18 protein-coding genes and 1 pseudogene are annotated in these 16,045 nt (G+C 34.4%); 8 read left to right on the top strand and 11 right to left on the bottom strand.

All coding sequences use genetic code 11. The features are described from left to right. Nucleotides 1–633 precede the first annotated feature (633 nt). The gene (mobQ, locus tag E5Y90_RS16950; protein WP_174660703.1) at nucleotides 634–2,388 is read right to left on the bottom strand and encodes a MobQ family relaxase; all 1,755 of its coding nucleotides are present in this window, start codon (nucleotides 2,386–2,388) and stop codon (nucleotides 634–636) included. A gap of 258 nt (nucleotides 2,389–2,646) precedes the next feature. Between mobQ and E5Y90_RS16945 the strand changes: the two genes are divergently transcribed. The 3 genes from E5Y90_RS16945 (at nucleotide 2,647) to E5Y90_RS16935 (ending at nucleotide 5,168) form a co-directional block, all read left to right on the top strand. Then, entirely contained in the window at nucleotides 2,647–3,021 is a 375-nt protein-coding gene (locus tag E5Y90_RS16945; protein WP_002011652.1) for a hypothetical protein, read from the top strand. Between the two features lie 122 nt (nucleotides 3,022–3,143). Further along, the gene (locus E5Y90_RS16940) at nucleotides 3,144–4,451 is read left to right on the top strand and encodes a serine/threonine-protein kinase (protein WP_174660702.1); all 1,308 of its coding nucleotides are present in this window, start codon (nucleotides 3,144–3,146) and stop codon (nucleotides 4,449–4,451) included. 57 nt (nucleotides 4,452–4,508) lie between these two features. After that, on the top strand, nucleotides 4,509–5,168 hold the full coding sequence (locus tag E5Y90_RS16935) for a PP2C family protein-serine/threonine phosphatase (protein ID WP_174660701.1): 660 nt from the start codon (nucleotides 4,509–4,511) through the stop codon (nucleotides 5,166–5,168). 164 nt (nucleotides 5,169–5,332) lie between these two features. Here the strand turns inward: E5Y90_RS16935 and E5Y90_RS16930 are convergent, their stop codons facing one another. After that, a complete protein-coding gene (locus E5Y90_RS16930) occupies nucleotides 5,333–5,572 on the bottom strand; it encodes a hypothetical protein (protein ID WP_174660700.1) in 240 nt (79 codons plus the stop codon). 207 nt (nucleotides 5,573–5,779) lie between these two features. On the opposite strand from E5Y90_RS16930, the gene E5Y90_RS16925 reads away from it, so the two are divergent. Next, nucleotides 5,780–6,334, top strand: coding sequence for a hypothetical protein (locus E5Y90_RS16925; RefSeq protein WP_174660699.1), 555 nt, complete (start codon nucleotides 5,780–5,782; stop codon nucleotides 6,332–6,334). Between the two features lie 316 nt (nucleotides 6,335–6,650). Here the strand turns inward: E5Y90_RS16925 and E5Y90_RS16920 are convergent, their stop codons facing one another. The 3 genes from E5Y90_RS16920 to E5Y90_RS16910 form a co-directional block, all read right to left on the bottom strand. Continuing rightward, on the bottom strand, nucleotides 6,651–7,211 hold the full coding sequence (locus tag E5Y90_RS16920) for a hypothetical protein (protein WP_174660698.1): 561 nt from the start codon (nucleotides 7,209–7,211) through the stop codon (nucleotides 6,651–6,653). A 190-nt stretch (nucleotides 7,212–7,401) separates the two neighbouring features. Continuing rightward, complete coding sequence (locus E5Y90_RS16915) at nucleotides 7,402–7,716, bottom strand: BrnA antitoxin family protein (RefSeq protein WP_000108900.1); 315 nt, start codon at nucleotides 7,714–7,716, stop codon at nucleotides 7,402–7,404. Then, nucleotides 7,703–7,990 carry a BrnT family toxin gene (locus E5Y90_RS16910; RefSeq protein WP_174660697.1) on the bottom strand — a complete coding sequence of 96 codons (288 nt, stop codon included), beginning with the start codon at nucleotides 7,988–7,990 and terminating at the stop codon, nucleotides 7,703–7,705. The genes E5Y90_RS16915 and E5Y90_RS16910 overlap by 14 nt, the downstream gene beginning before the upstream one ends. A 670-nt stretch (nucleotides 7,991–8,660) precedes the next feature. On the opposite strand from E5Y90_RS16910, the gene E5Y90_RS16905 reads away from it, so the two are divergent. From E5Y90_RS16905 to E5Y90_RS16890, 4 genes are all read left to right on the top strand, one after another. After that, nucleotides 8,661–10,073 carry a PLP-dependent aminotransferase family protein gene (locus E5Y90_RS16905; protein WP_046206303.1) on the top strand — a complete coding sequence of 471 codons (1,413 nt, stop codon included), beginning with the start codon at nucleotides 8,661–8,663 and terminating at the stop codon, nucleotides 10,071–10,073. A gap of 160 nt (nucleotides 10,074–10,233) precedes the next feature. Next, on the top strand, nucleotides 10,234–10,623 hold the full coding sequence (locus tag E5Y90_RS16900; protein WP_046206304.1) for a tautomerase family protein: 390 nt from the start codon (nucleotides 10,234–10,236) through the stop codon (nucleotides 10,621–10,623). A gap of 184 nt (nucleotides 10,624–10,807) precedes the next feature. Further along, nucleotides 10,808–11,419 (top strand): recombinase family protein, encoded by a 612-nt coding sequence (locus E5Y90_RS16895; RefSeq protein WP_004889724.1) that lies wholly within the window; start codon nucleotides 10,808–10,810, stop codon nucleotides 11,417–11,419. A 506-nt stretch (nucleotides 11,420–11,925) separates the two neighbouring features. After that, on the top strand, nucleotides 11,926–12,858 hold the full coding sequence (locus E5Y90_RS16890; RefSeq protein ID WP_174659137.1) for an IS5 family transposase: 933 nt from the start codon (nucleotides 11,926–11,928) through the stop codon (nucleotides 12,856–12,858). Between the two features lie 29 nt (nucleotides 12,859–12,887). Here the strand turns inward: E5Y90_RS16890 and E5Y90_RS16885 are convergent, their stop codons facing one another. The 6 genes and pseudogenes from E5Y90_RS16885 to repM form a co-directional block, all read right to left on the bottom strand. Then, complete coding sequence (locus E5Y90_RS16885; RefSeq protein WP_174660696.1) at nucleotides 12,888–13,382, bottom strand: hypothetical protein; 495 nt, start codon at nucleotides 13,380–13,382, stop codon at nucleotides 12,888–12,890. 138 nt (nucleotides 13,383–13,520) lie between these two features. Then, nucleotides 13,521–13,754: a DUF6500 family protein gene (locus tag E5Y90_RS16880; protein ID WP_111885980.1), complete on the bottom strand. Its 234-nt coding sequence runs from the start codon at nucleotides 13,752–13,754 to the stop codon at nucleotides 13,521–13,523. Between the two features lie 68 nt (nucleotides 13,755–13,822). Beyond that, nucleotides 13,823–14,164 (bottom strand): hypothetical protein, encoded by a 342-nt coding sequence (locus E5Y90_RS16875; RefSeq protein ID WP_104472901.1) that lies wholly within the window; start codon nucleotides 14,162–14,164, stop codon nucleotides 13,823–13,825. A 195-nt stretch (nucleotides 14,165–14,359) separates the two neighbouring features. Then, nucleotides 14,360–14,503 carry a hypothetical protein gene (locus E5Y90_RS16870; protein WP_162898103.1) on the bottom strand — a complete coding sequence of 48 codons (144 nt, stop codon included), beginning with the start codon at nucleotides 14,501–14,503 and terminating at the stop codon, nucleotides 14,360–14,362. Nucleotides 14,504–14,523: 20 nt separating this feature from the next. Then, a complete protein-coding gene (locus tag E5Y90_RS16865; protein WP_002011656.1) occupies nucleotides 14,524–15,099 on the bottom strand; it encodes a plasmid replication DNA-binding protein in 576 nt (191 codons plus the stop codon). After that, a pseudogene (gene repM, locus E5Y90_RS16860) lies at nucleotides 15,092–16,020 on the bottom strand (replication initiation protein RepM); the annotation flags it as partial. The pseudogene repM and the gene E5Y90_RS16865, both read right to left, overlap by 8 nt. Nucleotides 16,021–16,045: the final 25 nt, after the last annotated feature.

The following is a 16,045-nucleotide window of genomic DNA, read 5'->3' as shown; positions in this document are numbered from 1 at the left end:
AGCCACTAATTTTTTATTGTGTATAAGTACACGTTAATATTATTTGTGGACTTATGCAAGGTAAACGTAGTTATATTGCAAGGTAAACGTGGACATATTGCAAGGTAAACGTGGACATATTGCAAGGTAAACGTGGACATATATCCTTTGAAAGTGTTGTAAATAAAGGCTTTCAGCATGTCTAAAAGCATTTAAAAACTTTAAAAATAATTAAAAGCCCAGGCAAGGAAAAATTGCCCTCGGTTTTCGCTACGCTCAAACTCTATTGAACTTCGCTTTCGCTCAGTTCGTAGGGGCAATTTTTGGCTTAAAATTTCGTGACTTTTTAAAAAAGAAAAGCAACTCGGAATTCGCTTCGCTCATAGAGCTTTTTCACTCGCTTCGCTCGACATAAAGTCACCGTAATCAGTTCGCACCCATTCGGGATGCTCTGATTCTGAATTCTTGATACACAGGGGAGCCTGTAATCAGGGAAAAACAGGTGAAAAAATTTAGATCCCTGTAGTTCGCTCGTAGACACTCGCTAAATGCTCTCATTTGCGATTTAAGAGTTTTTTCTTAACTCAACTATAAATCTACTGTGGTTTAGCAAAACATCGCTAAAAACCCTATTTTTTTGCGTTTAAACAAGATTCACCAAGGTCGGTAGTCGTTGTTATTTTCATTTTCGGTTTTTTTAGGCTCGTTTTTCTGCTGTTTTTCCAATTCTTGGCGTTTTAAAAATGCCAAATGTTCTCGTTCGCGTCTTTCTTGTTCATAGCGTTGTTCTTTTTGCTCTCGTTCTTTACGTAATTGCTCTCTAAATTCACTTTCTCTGCGATCATTTTCAATTCTTCGTTGGCGATCTACTTCAGCTTGGCGTACTTGCTGCATTCTTTCTTGTTCAATTTTGAGATCATCTGCCCGTTTTGCTTTAAGGAGGGGACTCATATCATCATTAAAATCATGTAGGGTATCGAATGAATGAACGTACTCTCGTTTTAGCTTCTGCCAAAACGAGGGTTTTATCGTTGGTCGTTCAATCCCATTATTTTCCAGTATCTCTGAGCATTGGCCTAAGCGTTGGACAACATTCTCAATATCGTATTCTTTAGCAAGTTGTTCGACCTCGGTTGCGTATTCTCTCCAGTTCTCATTTTTTGCCTGTTCTACTGATTTTTCAGTCGCATAAAAATCAGGTTTTTTTATATCTCTGTAAGTATGATGATAAGAGTCATAAAACAAATTATTGGTATGTAAGTAAAAATCGCTTTTGTTTTCTGCTAACCATCGTTTTGTCTTGGTGAGATTTGATTCAATCTGCTTTTGATTATCAGCAGCATTGCTTTGAATGGTGTAAAACTGATTGGCAAATTCTGCATAAATATCCTGGCACCGGATGAAGTCATCATATGCGTTGTCGATCTGTTGAACCTGTTGTTCTTGCAGGCGTTCTTCTTCTAGGTTGAGATTTACTAATTCTGCTAAAAGCTCTTTTTCTTCTGCTTCGGTTAACTGAAGTTCGTTTTCCAGCTGGGGAATCTGATCTTCTAATCGACTTGGAACAATAATTTCTTGATCAAGGCCCTTGATGATCTGTTGGTATTCTCGTGCAGCATCTAAATTTTTGGCTTTGATTGCATCATTTTCAAGTGCAATTCTTGGTAGCACAATTTCAGTGTTACGTTCTTCAAGCGGTCTTTTTTGTTCCTCGTCATATTGTCTGCGAAGTGCTGTAGCTTCATGCCCTTCATGATGAGTGGGTTCAAGAAAGTCTAAGCCCTGATCCTTGTAACTCCGGTGGTCGATGCGTTCGTCTAGTCCGGCATTTTCCAATACTGTGTTTACAACATTGGCAAAAGTTGCTCGGCTGTCCTTCAGGATCTCGGGACCATGGTCGTTGAAGATTCTTTGTTTCTTTCCTAATTCGCCTTTTTCATTGATGAGTCTGGTAGTGAACATCATGTGTACGTGATAGTTTTTATTATTGGTTTCATCGTTATGTTCATGTGGTGCATGGATGCAGGCATCGACAATAACATTGTGCTTGTTCACAAAGTCTCGGCAAAAGTCATCAACGATTTTTATGCGTTCTGCATCTGTTAATTCATGTGGTAAAGCACAGATATATTCTTTGGCGAGTCGTGCATTGGCTTTCATTGAGCCATTGGCATTGAATTCTTTTTTTTCTACTGTATTCCAAAGTGTTTGACGGTCTAAAAGTTTTGTATTGGTATGTTCTGGTGCATAAATATTTTTGTATGCAAGTCCCTTTTTTTTAGTGTAGTCCTGAGTCTTTCCAAAAGTCAGATCCTCTAATTTTTCACAGGCACGATAAGCAGCACAAGCAACGGCTGAACGTCCGTCACTTCGTGAGATGTTGCTTTCATTCAAATGAAAAATTGCCATTTTAAAAACCTAAATTTCTGCATATCGTGTTTTTGATTTTCGCAACTTTGAAAAAGTTGCTGACCATGCTAAAGCGAGGTCATGGGGTACAGGGGTTTCCCCTGTCGCAACGTCCACTTTTAAATGAAATGATAAAAGTGGGTAAGTGCGCCCTTCGTTTCACTCCGGGAAAACTTCGCTTCGCTACGTTTGATATTGCTTGCTTTGTTTTTTGACTCTATGATGATGTTTGATTATTGATCATCACGGTTTAATACTATGTCAGATATTCAAGAAAAGAAAGATACAGTTTTAAAGAAACTCACCAAAGCACAGCAGAAAAAATTATCCCTGCAAGAGCAAATTGAGTATTTAAAAAAAGAACAAGAGCAGATCTTAGAACAGGCAAAACAGAAACAGAATGAGCTTAAACTCAAACAGCAAAAACTTTTAAGCGAAGCAAAAGCTCAAGAACGGAAAAATGAAACTAGACGGAAAATTTTGCTTGGCGCTTGGGTTTTGAATAAATTTAAAAATGATGAATCTTTTAAACATCAATGGGCTGATTTTGAGCAGTTTTTAAGTGCGGAAAGTAAGACAGAAGAAAATAGACAGAAAGATAAAGAGCTTTTTAATGATCTTTTTAAGGGATAAGTTCTAAATTTCATATAAGAGATTTTATGTTAAATATCGATATTTCAGTTCTAAAAATTTTTATAAAGTTTAAATAATTTAAGCTATAATTTTTAGCAAATCAGTCTTTATAAATTAATAATATGTATAGAGTTTTAGAAGAAATTGGTTGTGGTGGGTTTGGTCAAGTTAACTTAATTGAGTACCTAGATGGATCACAAGCGGCAAAGAAAACTTTCCGCCCTCAGACTTCTTTGGAAATGTCATTAATTGATAATGTCCGTAAGCGATTCATTCGAGAAGTGAGTATTTTATCAGGCATCAATCACGCCAATATTATGCCTATCTTGGATTCAGATTTACAAACAAATCCTCCGTCTTACATTATGCCATTAGCTGATAGTTCATTAGCTGATGATATATCTTATTTAAAAGCAAATATTAAAGATGCTCTAGTTGCTTTATTAGATATTCTTGCTGGTTTAGAGGAGCTACATTCACTCGATATTTTACATAGAGATTTAAAGCCTCAAAATATTTTACGTTTAGGTGATAACTATGTAATTAGTGATTTTGGATTAGTGTCACTAAAAGACACGCAAATTTCGGCATTAACTCAAACTGGACTTCGAATGGGCAGTGATTTTTATACAGCTCCAGAGATTGTTGAAGAGTTACGTAATGCAACTAAGGCCACTGATATTTATTCTTTTGGGTGTATTTTACATGATCTCTTTGGTACTAGATCGAGAGTACCTTGTCAGACTATTAGTGATCCTAACTCAAGAGTTGCTGATATCATTGAAATTTGCACAAGACAAAATCCAGCTCAGAGATTTAGTAATGTTAGTGATTTGCGAGAGGTTTTAGTCGAAAGCTTATCTGATAGCGACGATGATCTTGATGTATCACAGTCAGCATTAAATTTCAGAGAATATTTACTAAATACTCCTGTATATGATGAATACACTCTTCAGAAAATAGTTAATTATTTGGAGGATGATATCTATGATGATGACTCCTATTATATTTTTAATGAATTATCTAATGAGACGATAGAAAATATTTTAATCTTCCCTGACATTGCCATCCGATTTGCTACTGTTTACGCATCTTGGGTAAGAAAAATTTCACACGATTTTACGAAATGTGATGTGATAGCAAGTAAATTGGAAAAATTCTATATTTCTTTAAATGATGTAGGTCTTAAAGCACATATTTTACTAGCATGGCTCATTATGGGAGCTAGTCATAATAGATGGTATGTGGAAGAAAAATTCATGAAATATGCAATAGATGCAAATGATCGAGTTTGTAAGAGATTTACACTCGAGGCTCGAGTGATAGGTCATAGAGAAGTTTGTGCTAGATTGAATCATCTTGAAAGATCTATTTCTACTTCAAGAAATAAGCTTCCTATCACACTACGCGACTATTTTGGTGATTCTTAAGTGTTCCCTCTTTACTATACAGGTATTGGACCTCGGTCTTCCAATCAAGACTATTACATGAGTGCTTCTTGTGGAGCGGGGTTATTACTTGCTGTTGCTGATGGGGTTGGAGGAAATAATGGAGGAGAAATTGCTTCTAAACTTGCAATTTCTACATTCTACAAGTCTTTTTCTAATTCAGTAGAAAAAAATTCTATTAAAGAATCACTTGAAATCAGTATGAAATCAGCGCATGAAGCTCTAATCACGCAAGGAAGTAGTGTTCCTGAATTAAAAAATATGGCAACAACTCTTACAGTTGCTTTTATCAAGAACAAACAAATGCATGTAGTGCATGCAGGAGATTCTAGACTTTATGTTATTCGAGGAATGGGGCTAAAACAGCTTACGATTGATGATACTGAAGTAAATAAACTTGTGTCTGAAGGGGTTCTCTCTAAAGAAGAAGCTTTAGTGTACCCAAGAAAAAATATACTTACGAATGCGTTAGGTATAAAAGATGGATTTACTTATCAATCAAAAATATTCACTGTTAAACCTGATGATAGAGTTTTAATTCTCTCAGATGGTTTTTATCAGGTTATTACGAAAAAATTTTTCCGAGATTTAGCGCTACAAGAAAAGGAATTTTCTAATTACTTTTTTCAATTAGTCTCTAAATGTAAAGAGAATGAACCTAAAGATAATTTTACATTAGTAGGTGTTCAAATATCTTAAGCTTTCCTAAAATTAACATAATGCACATTATGCGAAGTTGAAAAATTAAGACTATAGCCTTGATTTTTATGTATTTTTTAAAATTTAAGACCTAGGCCGGTGCCTAGGTTTTTTATTTCATATAAGAGATTTTATGTTAAATAGACAAATTTTGATAAGAACAATTACTTTCTGGAGGCCTTATTAAAGTGAGATAGATCTGCACTATTAATATCTTTTAATTTATTCATTTCATGTTCTGTAAAATTATAGATAGGAATAGAAGAAAAATCTGTACCATCAGTCCAAATGAAATTTCCATTTTCATCAATACCTTCTGCTGCGGAAAGGACTTGATGATCATATATTCCCCACTTTTTTATTTTTTTAACTTCTAAGGTTAGGCAGATTACATTATCGAACACCTTATCTGTAAGTGAATTACCTGGTGGTAAAAACCTGTGTAATGATGGAACTTACTCATGGCATGATGGGGTAACATACAGGGCAGGACTACGATACAACTTCTAATAGAATAACTGTACAAGTGCTGGAGTCTTTTTAAATAAAGAATTAGTATCTTGATTAATAAAGAATTAGTATCTTGATTAATAAATATTTGGGATGATTGTGTGAAAAAGTTAATCTTATCGTTTATCACTGCTGTGGCTTTGGGAGGGTGTGATCAGTCCTCTGACTCCAATAAAAAAATTACGAGTAGTAATCAGAATACTCAAGTCAAAGAAAATACTTGGCAATTATTATCTAGTAAGGATGAGATGCGTGGCACTGAGACCAAATGGCTCTCATTACGGTCTGAAAATAGTGCTGGACTGGATTTTCCATATGATGGTATTAATTATTTAACTCTAGATATTTTGAACGCTAATACAGACGACACTAAGATTTTTCTAACAATTGATAGAGGGCAGTACGATTGTGGCAAATATGGTTGTTATGGCTCAATAAAGTTTGGTAATACTACTGTTCAAGATATTACATTTCATCCCCATGATTATGCAGGCAGTGATGGGACTATGTTGGTATTTCGTGGAAATACACAGGCTTTTAAGCAAAATATAGGAAAGTTCAACGAAATAATTATAGAGCTACCATTTTATAAAAATGGCTCAAAGCAGTTTAAGTTTAAGACAAATGGATTTAATGAGAACGTTAAAAAACTCTAAATCTATGAGGTAAATCAACCTCGCAATTATGAGGGAGATGAATAGCCACCAAAATTCTAGACACACATAACCATCTTTTGATGGGCCTTTTCATAATCTAAGTTACAGTCTCTAAAATTAACATAATACACGTTATGCGAAGTTGAAAAATTAAGACTATAACCTTAATTTTTATGTATTTTTTTAAATTTAAGACCTAGGCCGGTGCCTAGGTTTTTTATTTCATATAAGAGTTTTTATGTTAAATAGCCATTTTAACTAACTAAATAATGCCTAGAAAATTGGTGGCTATTCAAACGTGTGAGGTGTATTCCGCCTATGCGCTTTTAGATCGAAAAACAATTTCCTTTTTATACATCATATACTCTATGAGGATTCGATTTAAATCATTCAGACTATCTACTAAAAGATTTAATTTCTTCTCTAAAATTTTTAATTTTTCTTCATTATCAACACGCATTTCTTGGTGGATATATTGAAATCCATAATTTTTTATATCAGATTGAACTGCTTCTATATCTTTATCTTCAATTATTTCTAATAGCAATCTTACCCTATCTCTATATTTCCTATCATTTCTAGAGCTATTAATTCTATTAGTAGATAAATCTTCTTTGCTAAAAAGTTCTTTATAATTAATTAAACTATCCATATTTCCGTATCTATACATATAGTCATTTTTTAACTCTTCTACTATTTTTAAAATTTCCTTTGCTTCATTAGCTATAACTTCTTTTCCTTTCTGATCATGCCATTTTTTATAAATATAAATAGCAACTATTATTGGTGATGCTATTGTTGCTGCTACTCCTAAATAAGTTCCCATCACACCTTGATAGGTAGCAATAATTGACCAATCCAAATTACAAACATCCATCTACTATCCCTTTAGAACGGCTTTGTTGTATAAATATATAAGTCATTGATTTTATTAAATTAAAAACTGGATTAAGAATCAAATAAACCCTTTCAAATCATATGGTTACGAATATTTATGCAAAAAAAGCCAAATTAACATAATAATACACGTTATGCGAAGTCAAAAATGGGAGCTTAAACTCCCATTTTTATTGATGATTTTTTAATTCTTTGAGCATAGCATCTCGTAAAATTTCATTCATTCGTGTTTGATAGCCTTTACCTTGAGCTTTAAACCATGCAAGTACATCAGCATCTAAACGAATGGAAGTCTGTTGCTTCACTGGGCGATAGAATTGATTATGGCGTACAGCATTACTCCAGTCTGTAATTTCAGGAATATCTGATAGATCTAGCTGATCATCAGGAACCGTCCCTTTAGCAAGCAAGCGTTGAATTTCAGCATCTTGCTTCTCACTAAATTTTTCATTTAGTTCTTTGCGTGAGTATCTAACCGTGCTCATATTTATCTCGCTCCGCCTTAGTGACTTGTCTTGCACTAATGATTCGTATGATTTCAAAGCCATCTTCATCGAAGATGGTGTGAGCTACTAATAGCATTAGTACGCCTTTTACTCTTCCAATGGTTTGCCAACGTTCTTCACCATCGGTATGTCTGTCCTGAATTGAGATCCTCAGAGGATCTTCAAAAACAAGGCTTGCCGTTTCGAAAGAGACATCGTGTTTTTTCTGATTCTTTCGATTCTTTGCCTCATCCCATTCGAAATACTGTTCCATAAAAAACATTCAAATTTGTATATACAATAATGTATCACAAAATTGTATCACTCAAGTTGAGAAGCGTAATTTCTAGTCAAATTTATTGGCAAGAACTATCAAAACCGCTCATAAAAAAACCGACTTGTTTCCAAGTCGGTTTTTTAGGTTTTGCGCCCTGCATATTTATATCATAATTAATTGATATACATGCATTTTTTAAAGAGCATTTCGTATAACCGCCATTATGTTAAATAGAGAGTCTTAATGTTATAAGTGGACTTATCTTTAGTGAGTGTTGGTCAATTTCACTTAGAATATATTTGTTTTTTTCTCTTTTACATTCAAATAACTTGGTAGTTTGGTTAAATGTTATTTGTCCATTAGCCTGATGTTTAGCATATAAAATTTGAATTTTATCCGATGTGCTTTGTACCTTCTTCCACACTTCATAAGCATCAAGTTGGCTAATCCTTAAATAATTCTTTGTTAGTGATGAACAGACATAGTTCATTTCTTTAGTTTGAACATGATCTTCTTGGGTTATACATGCTGTACATAAGGAGGCTAAACAAAGGATGTAGATAAACTTATTCATAATGGGTAAAGATAATTAAGTACATTTTCTGCATATTAATTTTTTGATATAAAGATATACAGATACAATTTTATTTTAAAAAAGAGTACAGATTTGACTTTTTATTATCAGAACTTAGCAAATCAAATTGCTGAAAAAATTACTTCAGGTGAAATACAACCTAATCATAAATTGAGTTCTCTACGATCTTTTGCACAGCATCATAACGTCAGCATAACAACAGCCAAATCTTGCTATGAATTATTAGAATCAAGAGGTTTTATTTTTTCTAAACCCAAAAGTGGATACTTTGTAAAAAATCTCCCCAAACTTATAGATTTACCAACTTACCCAGAATTTAGTTCACACCCACGTAGCATCACGAATTTAGAACTACAAAATGAAATACAAGAAGCTTCTATTAATCAATCAAGAATACACTTGGGCGCTATACAGCTCTCTCCTAAACTGATCCCCACAGAAACATTAAGAAGGTCTGTACAACGTGCCCTAAAGCACAGTGCTCCAGAAGATTTTCTTTATAGTGATAAACAAGGACATCTTAAACTACGTCAAGCTTTATCTAATCATTGGGCTGAAGATGGAATTTATATTCAAGAAGATTCGATTTTTATAACTCATGGCTGTATGCCCGCAATATCTATAGTTATCCAACTTTTAACTAAGGTGGGAGATAGTATTATTGTTCCGACACCAAATTATAATGGGCAACAATTATTACTTGCTAATTTAGGTCGTAAAATTGTAGAAATACCAGCCTTTAACACGGGGATCGATCTGCAACGTCTTGAAGAAATCATGGCTGAATCTGGAGCTAAAGTTTGTCTCCTTACCGTCAACTATCACAACCCTCTAGGCTTTTGCCTTAGCAATGCTGATAAAGAAAAAATTGCTCAGCTTGCTGCCAAATATCAATGTTTTATTATCGAAGATGATATCTATTCTGAATGTGGTCATTCCACATTAAAACCATTGCCTATTCAGTACTGGGATAAAGATGGGTACGTATTCCTTTGTAGCTCTATTTCAAAATCTTTATCTCCTGCATATCGGATAGGCTGGCTGTGTTTGCCATCCCAACAAGAATATCGTAGAAGCAATCTCCTTTCGTTACTAAGTCTTGTAAATACCCCATTACAACTGGGTTTAGCGGATTTTATTAATTGCCGAGCATATAGAAACCATCTCAATACATTGAGATATACATTGCTGAATCAAGTTGAAGAATATAGATCCTTTATTAGTCAGAATTTTGCAGATTTAGAGATAAAAATTACACAACCTCAAGGTGGTTATGCCTTATGGATTCAAATGCCTAAAGGTATTAATAGTCTAAATATGTATAGGTTTGCTAAGGAGCAAGGGATCAATATTGTGCCAGGTGAAGTTTTTGGAGAAGATCAAAAGTATTCTAATTTTATAAGAATAAGTGCGGGATATCCTTTAAACAAATATATACGGCAGGCTTTAATTATTTTGAGAGACTGGATTAAATCTCAAGTTTAGATTAAGAAATTCTAAAATTAACATAATACACGTTATACGAAATTTTAAAAAAATACTATCTGATTGATAATTAAATATTTATTTAATTTCGTATAATAGCCCCTATATTAAATAGGGGGAGAAATTAAGGTAAAATTAGGGTTTTAATTTAGAGAAAGTAATGTCTCAGATAAAAATTTATGCTTTAGATGAAACTATAGAATTACATCGTGATAATTTAAGTAAAGCTATCCATCAGGCTTTAGTTAAAGAATTAAAATACCCTGAAGAAAAAAGGTTTCAACGTTTTATTCCACTAGAATCCAAAAATTTTATATATCCAGCAGACCGCAGTACATCTTATATAATTATTGAAATTTCCATGTTCGATGGACGAACAAAAGAGACTAAAAAAGCATTTATTAAGACTCTATTCGAAAATATAAACAATCTATGCGGTATTGATTCAAATGATGTTGAGATAACTATATTTGAAACTCCTAAAGAAAACTGGGGCATTAGAGGGGAAAATGCGGATGAACTACAGTTAAATTATAAGGTAAATATTTAAATTTCCTAAAATCAACATAATACGCGTTATACGAATTCCCAAGGCATGGCTTTTAGTCATGCTTTTTTTATCAAAAGAGTATAGCTGAATGATAGCGAGCCAAATCGCATACAATATCTATCATTAGACTTAATGCAATAATTAAATGATATTGTTATCATTAATCTAATAGAATTAAGATTAAATGATAGAAATGAATACACGTATTTATCTACGAGCTTCAACTAAAGATCAAGATGCAGAAAGGGCTTTGCAGATTCTTCAGGATCTAAACCAAAACTTGAATTTGGGCGAAACCATTGTGTACGTGGAAAACTATAGTGGTACGAAGTTAGACCGACCTGAATTGAATAAGCTACTGTCAGAAGCAAATCAAGGCGACACCTTGTTGGTTGAAAGTATTGACCGATTATCACGCCTAACCCAACAGGATTTTCAAGAGCTGAAGCGCAGGATCCAGGAGAAGGGACTTCGTTTAGTCGTAGCAGATCTTCCTACTACCTACCAAATGATTCAAACCAGTGACAGCATTACTCATTCAATCCTGGATCTCATCAACAATATGTTGATTGATCTCCTGGCAACAATGGCCCGCCTGGACAATGAGAAACGTATAGAACGTATTAAGCAGGGCTTGGCACGTTCGGGTTACAAGCCAACAGGTAAGAAAGCCAATGAGGCTAAGCACAAACGAATAAAAGAATTACTAGCAGCTGGCAATATGACTAAGGAAGAAATTGCCAAAGCAGTGAATTGTGGAGTTGCAACTGTTTATCGAGTTGCTAAAGTCATTTAAAAAGGCTTGTATCAGTGCTTCCCTTATGTCATATCTATTTACAAAGGAGCAAGGCATTTTTAAAGATCAAAAGACGGAATTAATGATGAAAAAGCATTTGATTTTCCTTGTTTTTATAGTGATGGTTTTTATTTTAGCTCTAGTTGTAAAGATTAATAATGATCATAAAAAACGGCAAGCATTAAACAAATTGGAACTAGTTGAAAAGCAAATCCATTAGGTATATGAATATTAAGATAAATAAAAAGCCCTATAGTCTCTCCCGTTACTATAAGGCTTATAAATCTCTGCAATTTTTTTCTTAACTACCTACTTTTCCGATGTAGGTTATGAATATATTTTACCTATTGGTAAAAACAAAGATATAAGACAAAAGGTGAATATGCTAGGAATTTCGCATAACAACCATTATGTTAAATGCAGGGTATCTAATTAATTTGAGTTTGCAAAATGGCTTTGTTGCACAAACCTAGCATCAAAAGCTTATTCAGCAATATAATTTCAAAATGAATAAGCCTGCCTCTAAAATCTACCGTACAACCAATTGGTCATCCTATAACCGAGCCTTAATTAACCGAGGTAATATTTCCATTTGGTTTGATCCAAAGACTCAGTGGTATGCACAATCACAAGGCAAGCAAGGTCGAAATCAAACCTACTCCGATACAGCGATTCAATGCTGCTTAATGATCAAATTACTATTCCGACTCTCTTTACGTATGGTCACAGGTTTTGTTCAAAGTCTGATTAAACTCTCTGGATTAGATTGGACAGCTCCGGATTATTCCACCCTTTGTCGTAGACAAAAGCATATTGATATTGCGATTAGCTATCAAAAAAGTAGTGATGGACTGCATCTACTCGTAGACTCTACTGGTTTGAAGTTTCTTGGTGAAGGTGAATGGAAACGCAAGAAACATGGGGCTGAATATCGTCGCCAATGGCGTAAGCTTCACATTGCTATAGATGCTAAAACCCTGCAAATACGTGCAGTACAACTCACCACAAATAATGTCAGTGATTCTCAAGTACTCGAAGATTTACTTGCTCAAATTCCCTTGGATGAACCAATTGATTCTGTTTATACAGATGGTGCTTATGACACAAAGCACTGCCGACAAGTCATTTTAGATCGAGATGCACATGCGATCATTCCACCTAGAAAGAATGCAAAGCCTTGGAAGGATCAGCAAGCGAGGTCTATAGAGCGGAACGAATTATTAAAGACAGTCAAACGGCTAGGCAGATCGCTTTGGAAAAAGTGGTCTGGTTATCACCGTCGAAGTTTGGTTGAAACCAAGATGCATTGCATCAAATTATTAGGCGATAAATTAACAGCGCGGAGTTTTCCAAGTCAGGTGAATGAGATCCATGCACGCATAGCAGTCTTGAATAAATTCACAGAATTAGGTCGCCCTCATACCCAAGTTGTCTCTTAAATTTGAGTAGCTTAAGGGAACTCAGCCTTTCAAACCTTTATGCAACAAAGCCTTGCAAAATTGCTAAATTTTTTCTTAATCCTTCTCATGTCTTGAAGTGTATAACCATAATTTCCGAAACATCTTTGTAGCATTTCTGGATTAGTCATTGGACTATCTAAAACAGTAAAAAATTCATTAATAATATTTACAGTAGATAAGTTGGCTTCTTTTTTTCTTGTATCAGAATTAATTGTTATTAATTGAGCTTTATTAAAGTGATCAGCCTTAATTAAATCAGGTGAGTTTTTAAGCTGAGAATTTAGTTTTCTAAAATCTTCATTATAGAAGGGAATACAACTCTCTATTATTCGTGGTAAAGCTGTGTCAGTTAAGAATGCATTTAAGTTAGATTCTATATCTCCAGTAGGTTTTACATTATTGATGTTTGAAGGTTTTACTGGAAAACCATGAAACATCCATTGTATACCCCATAAAATTACTATGACTAAAATTACTGAAAAGATGATTTGTAGTTTCTTCATTTTTTAAATTTTTCTAAAATTAACATAATACACGTTATGCGAAATTAGAAAAATGAGTTTATTGCACTGATATTTATCTGTTTTTTAAATTTTAGACCTGGGTTGGTGCCCAGGTTTTTTTATTGCGTATAACAGCCATTATGTTAAGTTAAGCGAAGATTCACTTAAAACAAGAGCTTTAATTTTTACGGCTTTTTCGAAATGATCTAATTTATGTTGCATGATCCACCAATTAGCTGCTTCCATTAAAAGCTCAGGATTATCATTTTTATTCTTGAAAAAGGCATAGAAAGATAAACCTACGCTATCTCCTTTCTTCTCAATTTTCTCATTACATCCATGAATAAATATTTCTCTTAACTCTTTTCTCATGTTTTTAACTTTCTCTAAAATTAATTACGAAGCCCCGATCTAAGATCAGGGCTTTATTTATTTCTACCTTACATTTCAACAAGTATTGATTCGCCTGTAGAACAGTCTCCATTACGCCATTGCCAGTTTTCAATTAACTTAATTTTTCCATTGGCTTGGATCTCAATCTCAGTATTACATTCACCTATACGTAATTCATTCATCTCATTGATGTGGTGGTATGCCATAGTGAAAGTTTTTTCAGAAGTCATGAAACCTAGTAAATGTCCATTGGTAATACTGCCACCAGAATAGGTAGCTTCTATACGCTCACCTACTTGGTAATAATTAAAAATAGTCTCGTGAGATACTTCTCCATTAGATGTATTTTTAGCATTTACAAATTTTTTATTATTTAGATTTAAGTTCATTTCTACTCTTTAATTTCCCTAAAATTAACATAATACACCTTATACGAAATGCTTTTAATTTGTCTTTTTAAATCAGAGCTTTAGTATCCATAAAAAAGCCCAATCAGACCTGATTGGGCTTTTTTAATGATTTGTCACGTTCCACGCCTACTTATTGAGCAATGTTCCACGGCTTTAATAAGCCCAGGTGAATAATCAGGAAGCCTGGGCTTTTTCTTTTTGGCGTTCATCCAGCTCTTTCTTCAGTGCCTTTTTATCCTGGTACGATGCAATTAGCATAATCGGGATCAGCAGCGGAGCCACAATAATGCCCAGGGCAATGTCTTTCAGTTTCGGCATGATTTCTCTCCCTAGATTGCTCAGTCATGATCAAAAACAGCATTTAGCACACGGCCAAATAATCCACGTTTTTTGTGTTGTGGCACTGCCACATTCTGCAACGTGGCATGCTGTAGCGTTTGGGTGTGGTATGCCGTAGTTTCTTGCTGTGGCACTGCCACATTTTCTGCAATATTTAATTCATTATTCTTTTTATTATCATTGTCTTGTTGTGTTGTCGCATGCTGTGGTAGATCGGTGTCGCATGCCGTAGCATCTTGTTGTGGTGCTGCTGTGGCAGGTGCAACACTTTTCAGCTCAATGAGTGTTTGCATACGGTCAATTTGTTGCATTAACCGTTCTTCACGTTCTTGGTATTTTTTGACTTCATTTTCTAAATGGGCAATAAGTTTTTTTGTAGATTCATCACCTTCTTGCTTAGATGATTCAATTTTTTGAGATGTTTGCTCAGGTTCTCCAAAGCATCGGATGACCTCTGCTAGATCGAATTGTCCATCACTGGAGCGTGATAAACGTCCATTACGTACAGCTCTGTAAATAGTTGATCTATCCACATGAAATTTTTTAGATACTTCACTTAGTGATAACTTAGCCATTTACGGTGTCCTTTTTATTTGATGGCATATATCCCACTTTTTTTAGGTATGGGTATAGTTCTTTTATTCGGTCAGGGTCTTGCAGCATCTCAGCAATACGAATAGCAAATTGCGGATAGCTTTCAGTTCCCTGGGAATAACGACCCATTTCAGGAAGTTCGGAAAGTTTATTTGCAAACATATGGCGTTGTGCATCAGTCATCTTTGTAAAGAAATCTAAAGTATTAGGATCTCTATCTACTAGAGGTGGAGAGTCCTTTTTTTTCTGTTTAAAGTTAAACGAAAAACCAGATATTGAGCGCCCCCGTTTATGCTGCTCATACTTTACACAAATATCTGTATGTTCATTTATCTGCTTAATTGAAAGTTCTAGCACACGTTCTTTTAAGTGAGCCATCCGTAAATATTCATTATCAAGAACACCTAATTTTTTTCTGAACTCTTGTAGCTCTATAATTGGTGTTTTACCAGCACTTCGCCATTGAATTAGAAGCTCATATAAACGAATAGCATAAGCACTACTAAGGCTACTGACTTGTTGTAGTTCATATTTCGTAAATTGCTCTTCTAACCTGGTGATGAATGGAACGACAGCTGGAGCAAATATTAGGTCTACAGTCGCTTCATTGTCGTTATAAGCAATCTGAGAAACCCAGCGACTCATAACATTTCTGATATTCCCATTAGCCTTTTTTTCTTGATAACTAAACTGACGTGCAAAAAGATCTTTACAAGCATCTTTTAGAGCTTGATAGGCTGTATTGCGGTGTACGCCAAATTGATTGATATAACTATCAGCATGAACTTCTAATGGATCATTCGCATTAATACCTCTACCACTTTCACGTGCTTCAACAATGGCTAATAGTATTAAACGTTGTTCTACTAAATCTAAGTTATAGCTAGCATTTATTAAGGCATTATCTTTTACAACTAAATCTCTCAT

This window comes from Acinetobacter sp. 10FS3-1, from assembly GCF_013343215.1.
GTDB classification, from domain to species: domain Bacteria; phylum Pseudomonadota; class Gammaproteobacteria; order Pseudomonadales; family Moraxellaceae; genus Acinetobacter; species Acinetobacter lwoffii_C.
Note: the sequence above shows the minus strand (reverse complement) of the source record. Positions and strands in the feature narration are given on the sequence as shown.

Coding starts and splice junctions, on each gene's coding strand:
- E5Y90_RS16920 (WP_174660698.1), bottom strand. CDS start 7,211: ATGGATGTTTGTAATTTGGATTGGTCAATTATTGCTACCTATCAAGGT.
- E5Y90_RS16865 (WP_002011656.1), bottom strand. CDS start 15,099: ATGGCTAAGTTATCACTAAGTGAAGTATCTAAAAAATTTCATGTGGAT.
- E5Y90_RS16945 (WP_002011652.1), top strand. CDS start 2,647: ATGTCAGATATTCAAGAAAAGAAAGATACAGTTTTAAAGAAACTCACC.
- E5Y90_RS16875 (WP_104472901.1), bottom strand. CDS start 14,164: ATGAACTTAAATCTAAATAATAAAAAATTTGTAAATGCTAAAAATACA.
- E5Y90_RS16890 (WP_174659137.1), top strand. CDS start 11,926: ATGAATAAGCCTGCCTCTAAAATCTACCGTACAACCAATTGGTCATCC.
- E5Y90_RS16935 (WP_174660701.1), top strand. CDS start 4,509: ATGAGTGCTTCTTGTGGAGCGGGGTTATTACTTGCTGTTGCTGATGGG.
- E5Y90_RS16910 (WP_174660697.1), bottom strand. CDS start 7,990: ATGGAACAGTATTTCGAATGGGATGAGGCAAAGAATCGAAAGAATCAG.
- mobQ (WP_174660703.1), bottom strand. CDS start 2,388: ATGGCAATTTTTCATTTGAATGAAAGCAACATCTCACGAAGTGACGGA.
- E5Y90_RS16870 (WP_162898103.1), bottom strand. CDS start 14,503: ATGCCGAAACTGAAAGACATTGCCCTGGGCATTATTGTGGCTCCGCTG.
- E5Y90_RS16895 (WP_004889724.1), top strand. CDS start 10,808: ATGATAGAAATGAATACACGTATTTATCTACGAGCTTCAACTAAAGAT.
- E5Y90_RS16880 (WP_111885980.1), bottom strand. CDS start 13,754: ATGAGAAAAGAGTTAAGAGAAATATTTATTCATGGATGTAATGAGAAA.
- E5Y90_RS16900 (WP_046206304.1), top strand. CDS start 10,234: ATGTCTCAGATAAAAATTTATGCTTTAGATGAAACTATAGAATTACAT.
- E5Y90_RS16940 (WP_174660702.1), top strand. CDS start 3,144: ATGTATAGAGTTTTAGAAGAAATTGGTTGTGGTGGGTTTGGTCAAGTT.
- E5Y90_RS16915 (WP_000108900.1), bottom strand. CDS start 7,716: ATGAGCACGGTTAGATACTCACGCAAAGAACTAAATGAAAAATTTAGT.
- E5Y90_RS16885 (WP_174660696.1), bottom strand. CDS start 13,382: ATGAAGAAACTACAAATCATCTTTTCAGTAATTTTAGTCATAGTAATT.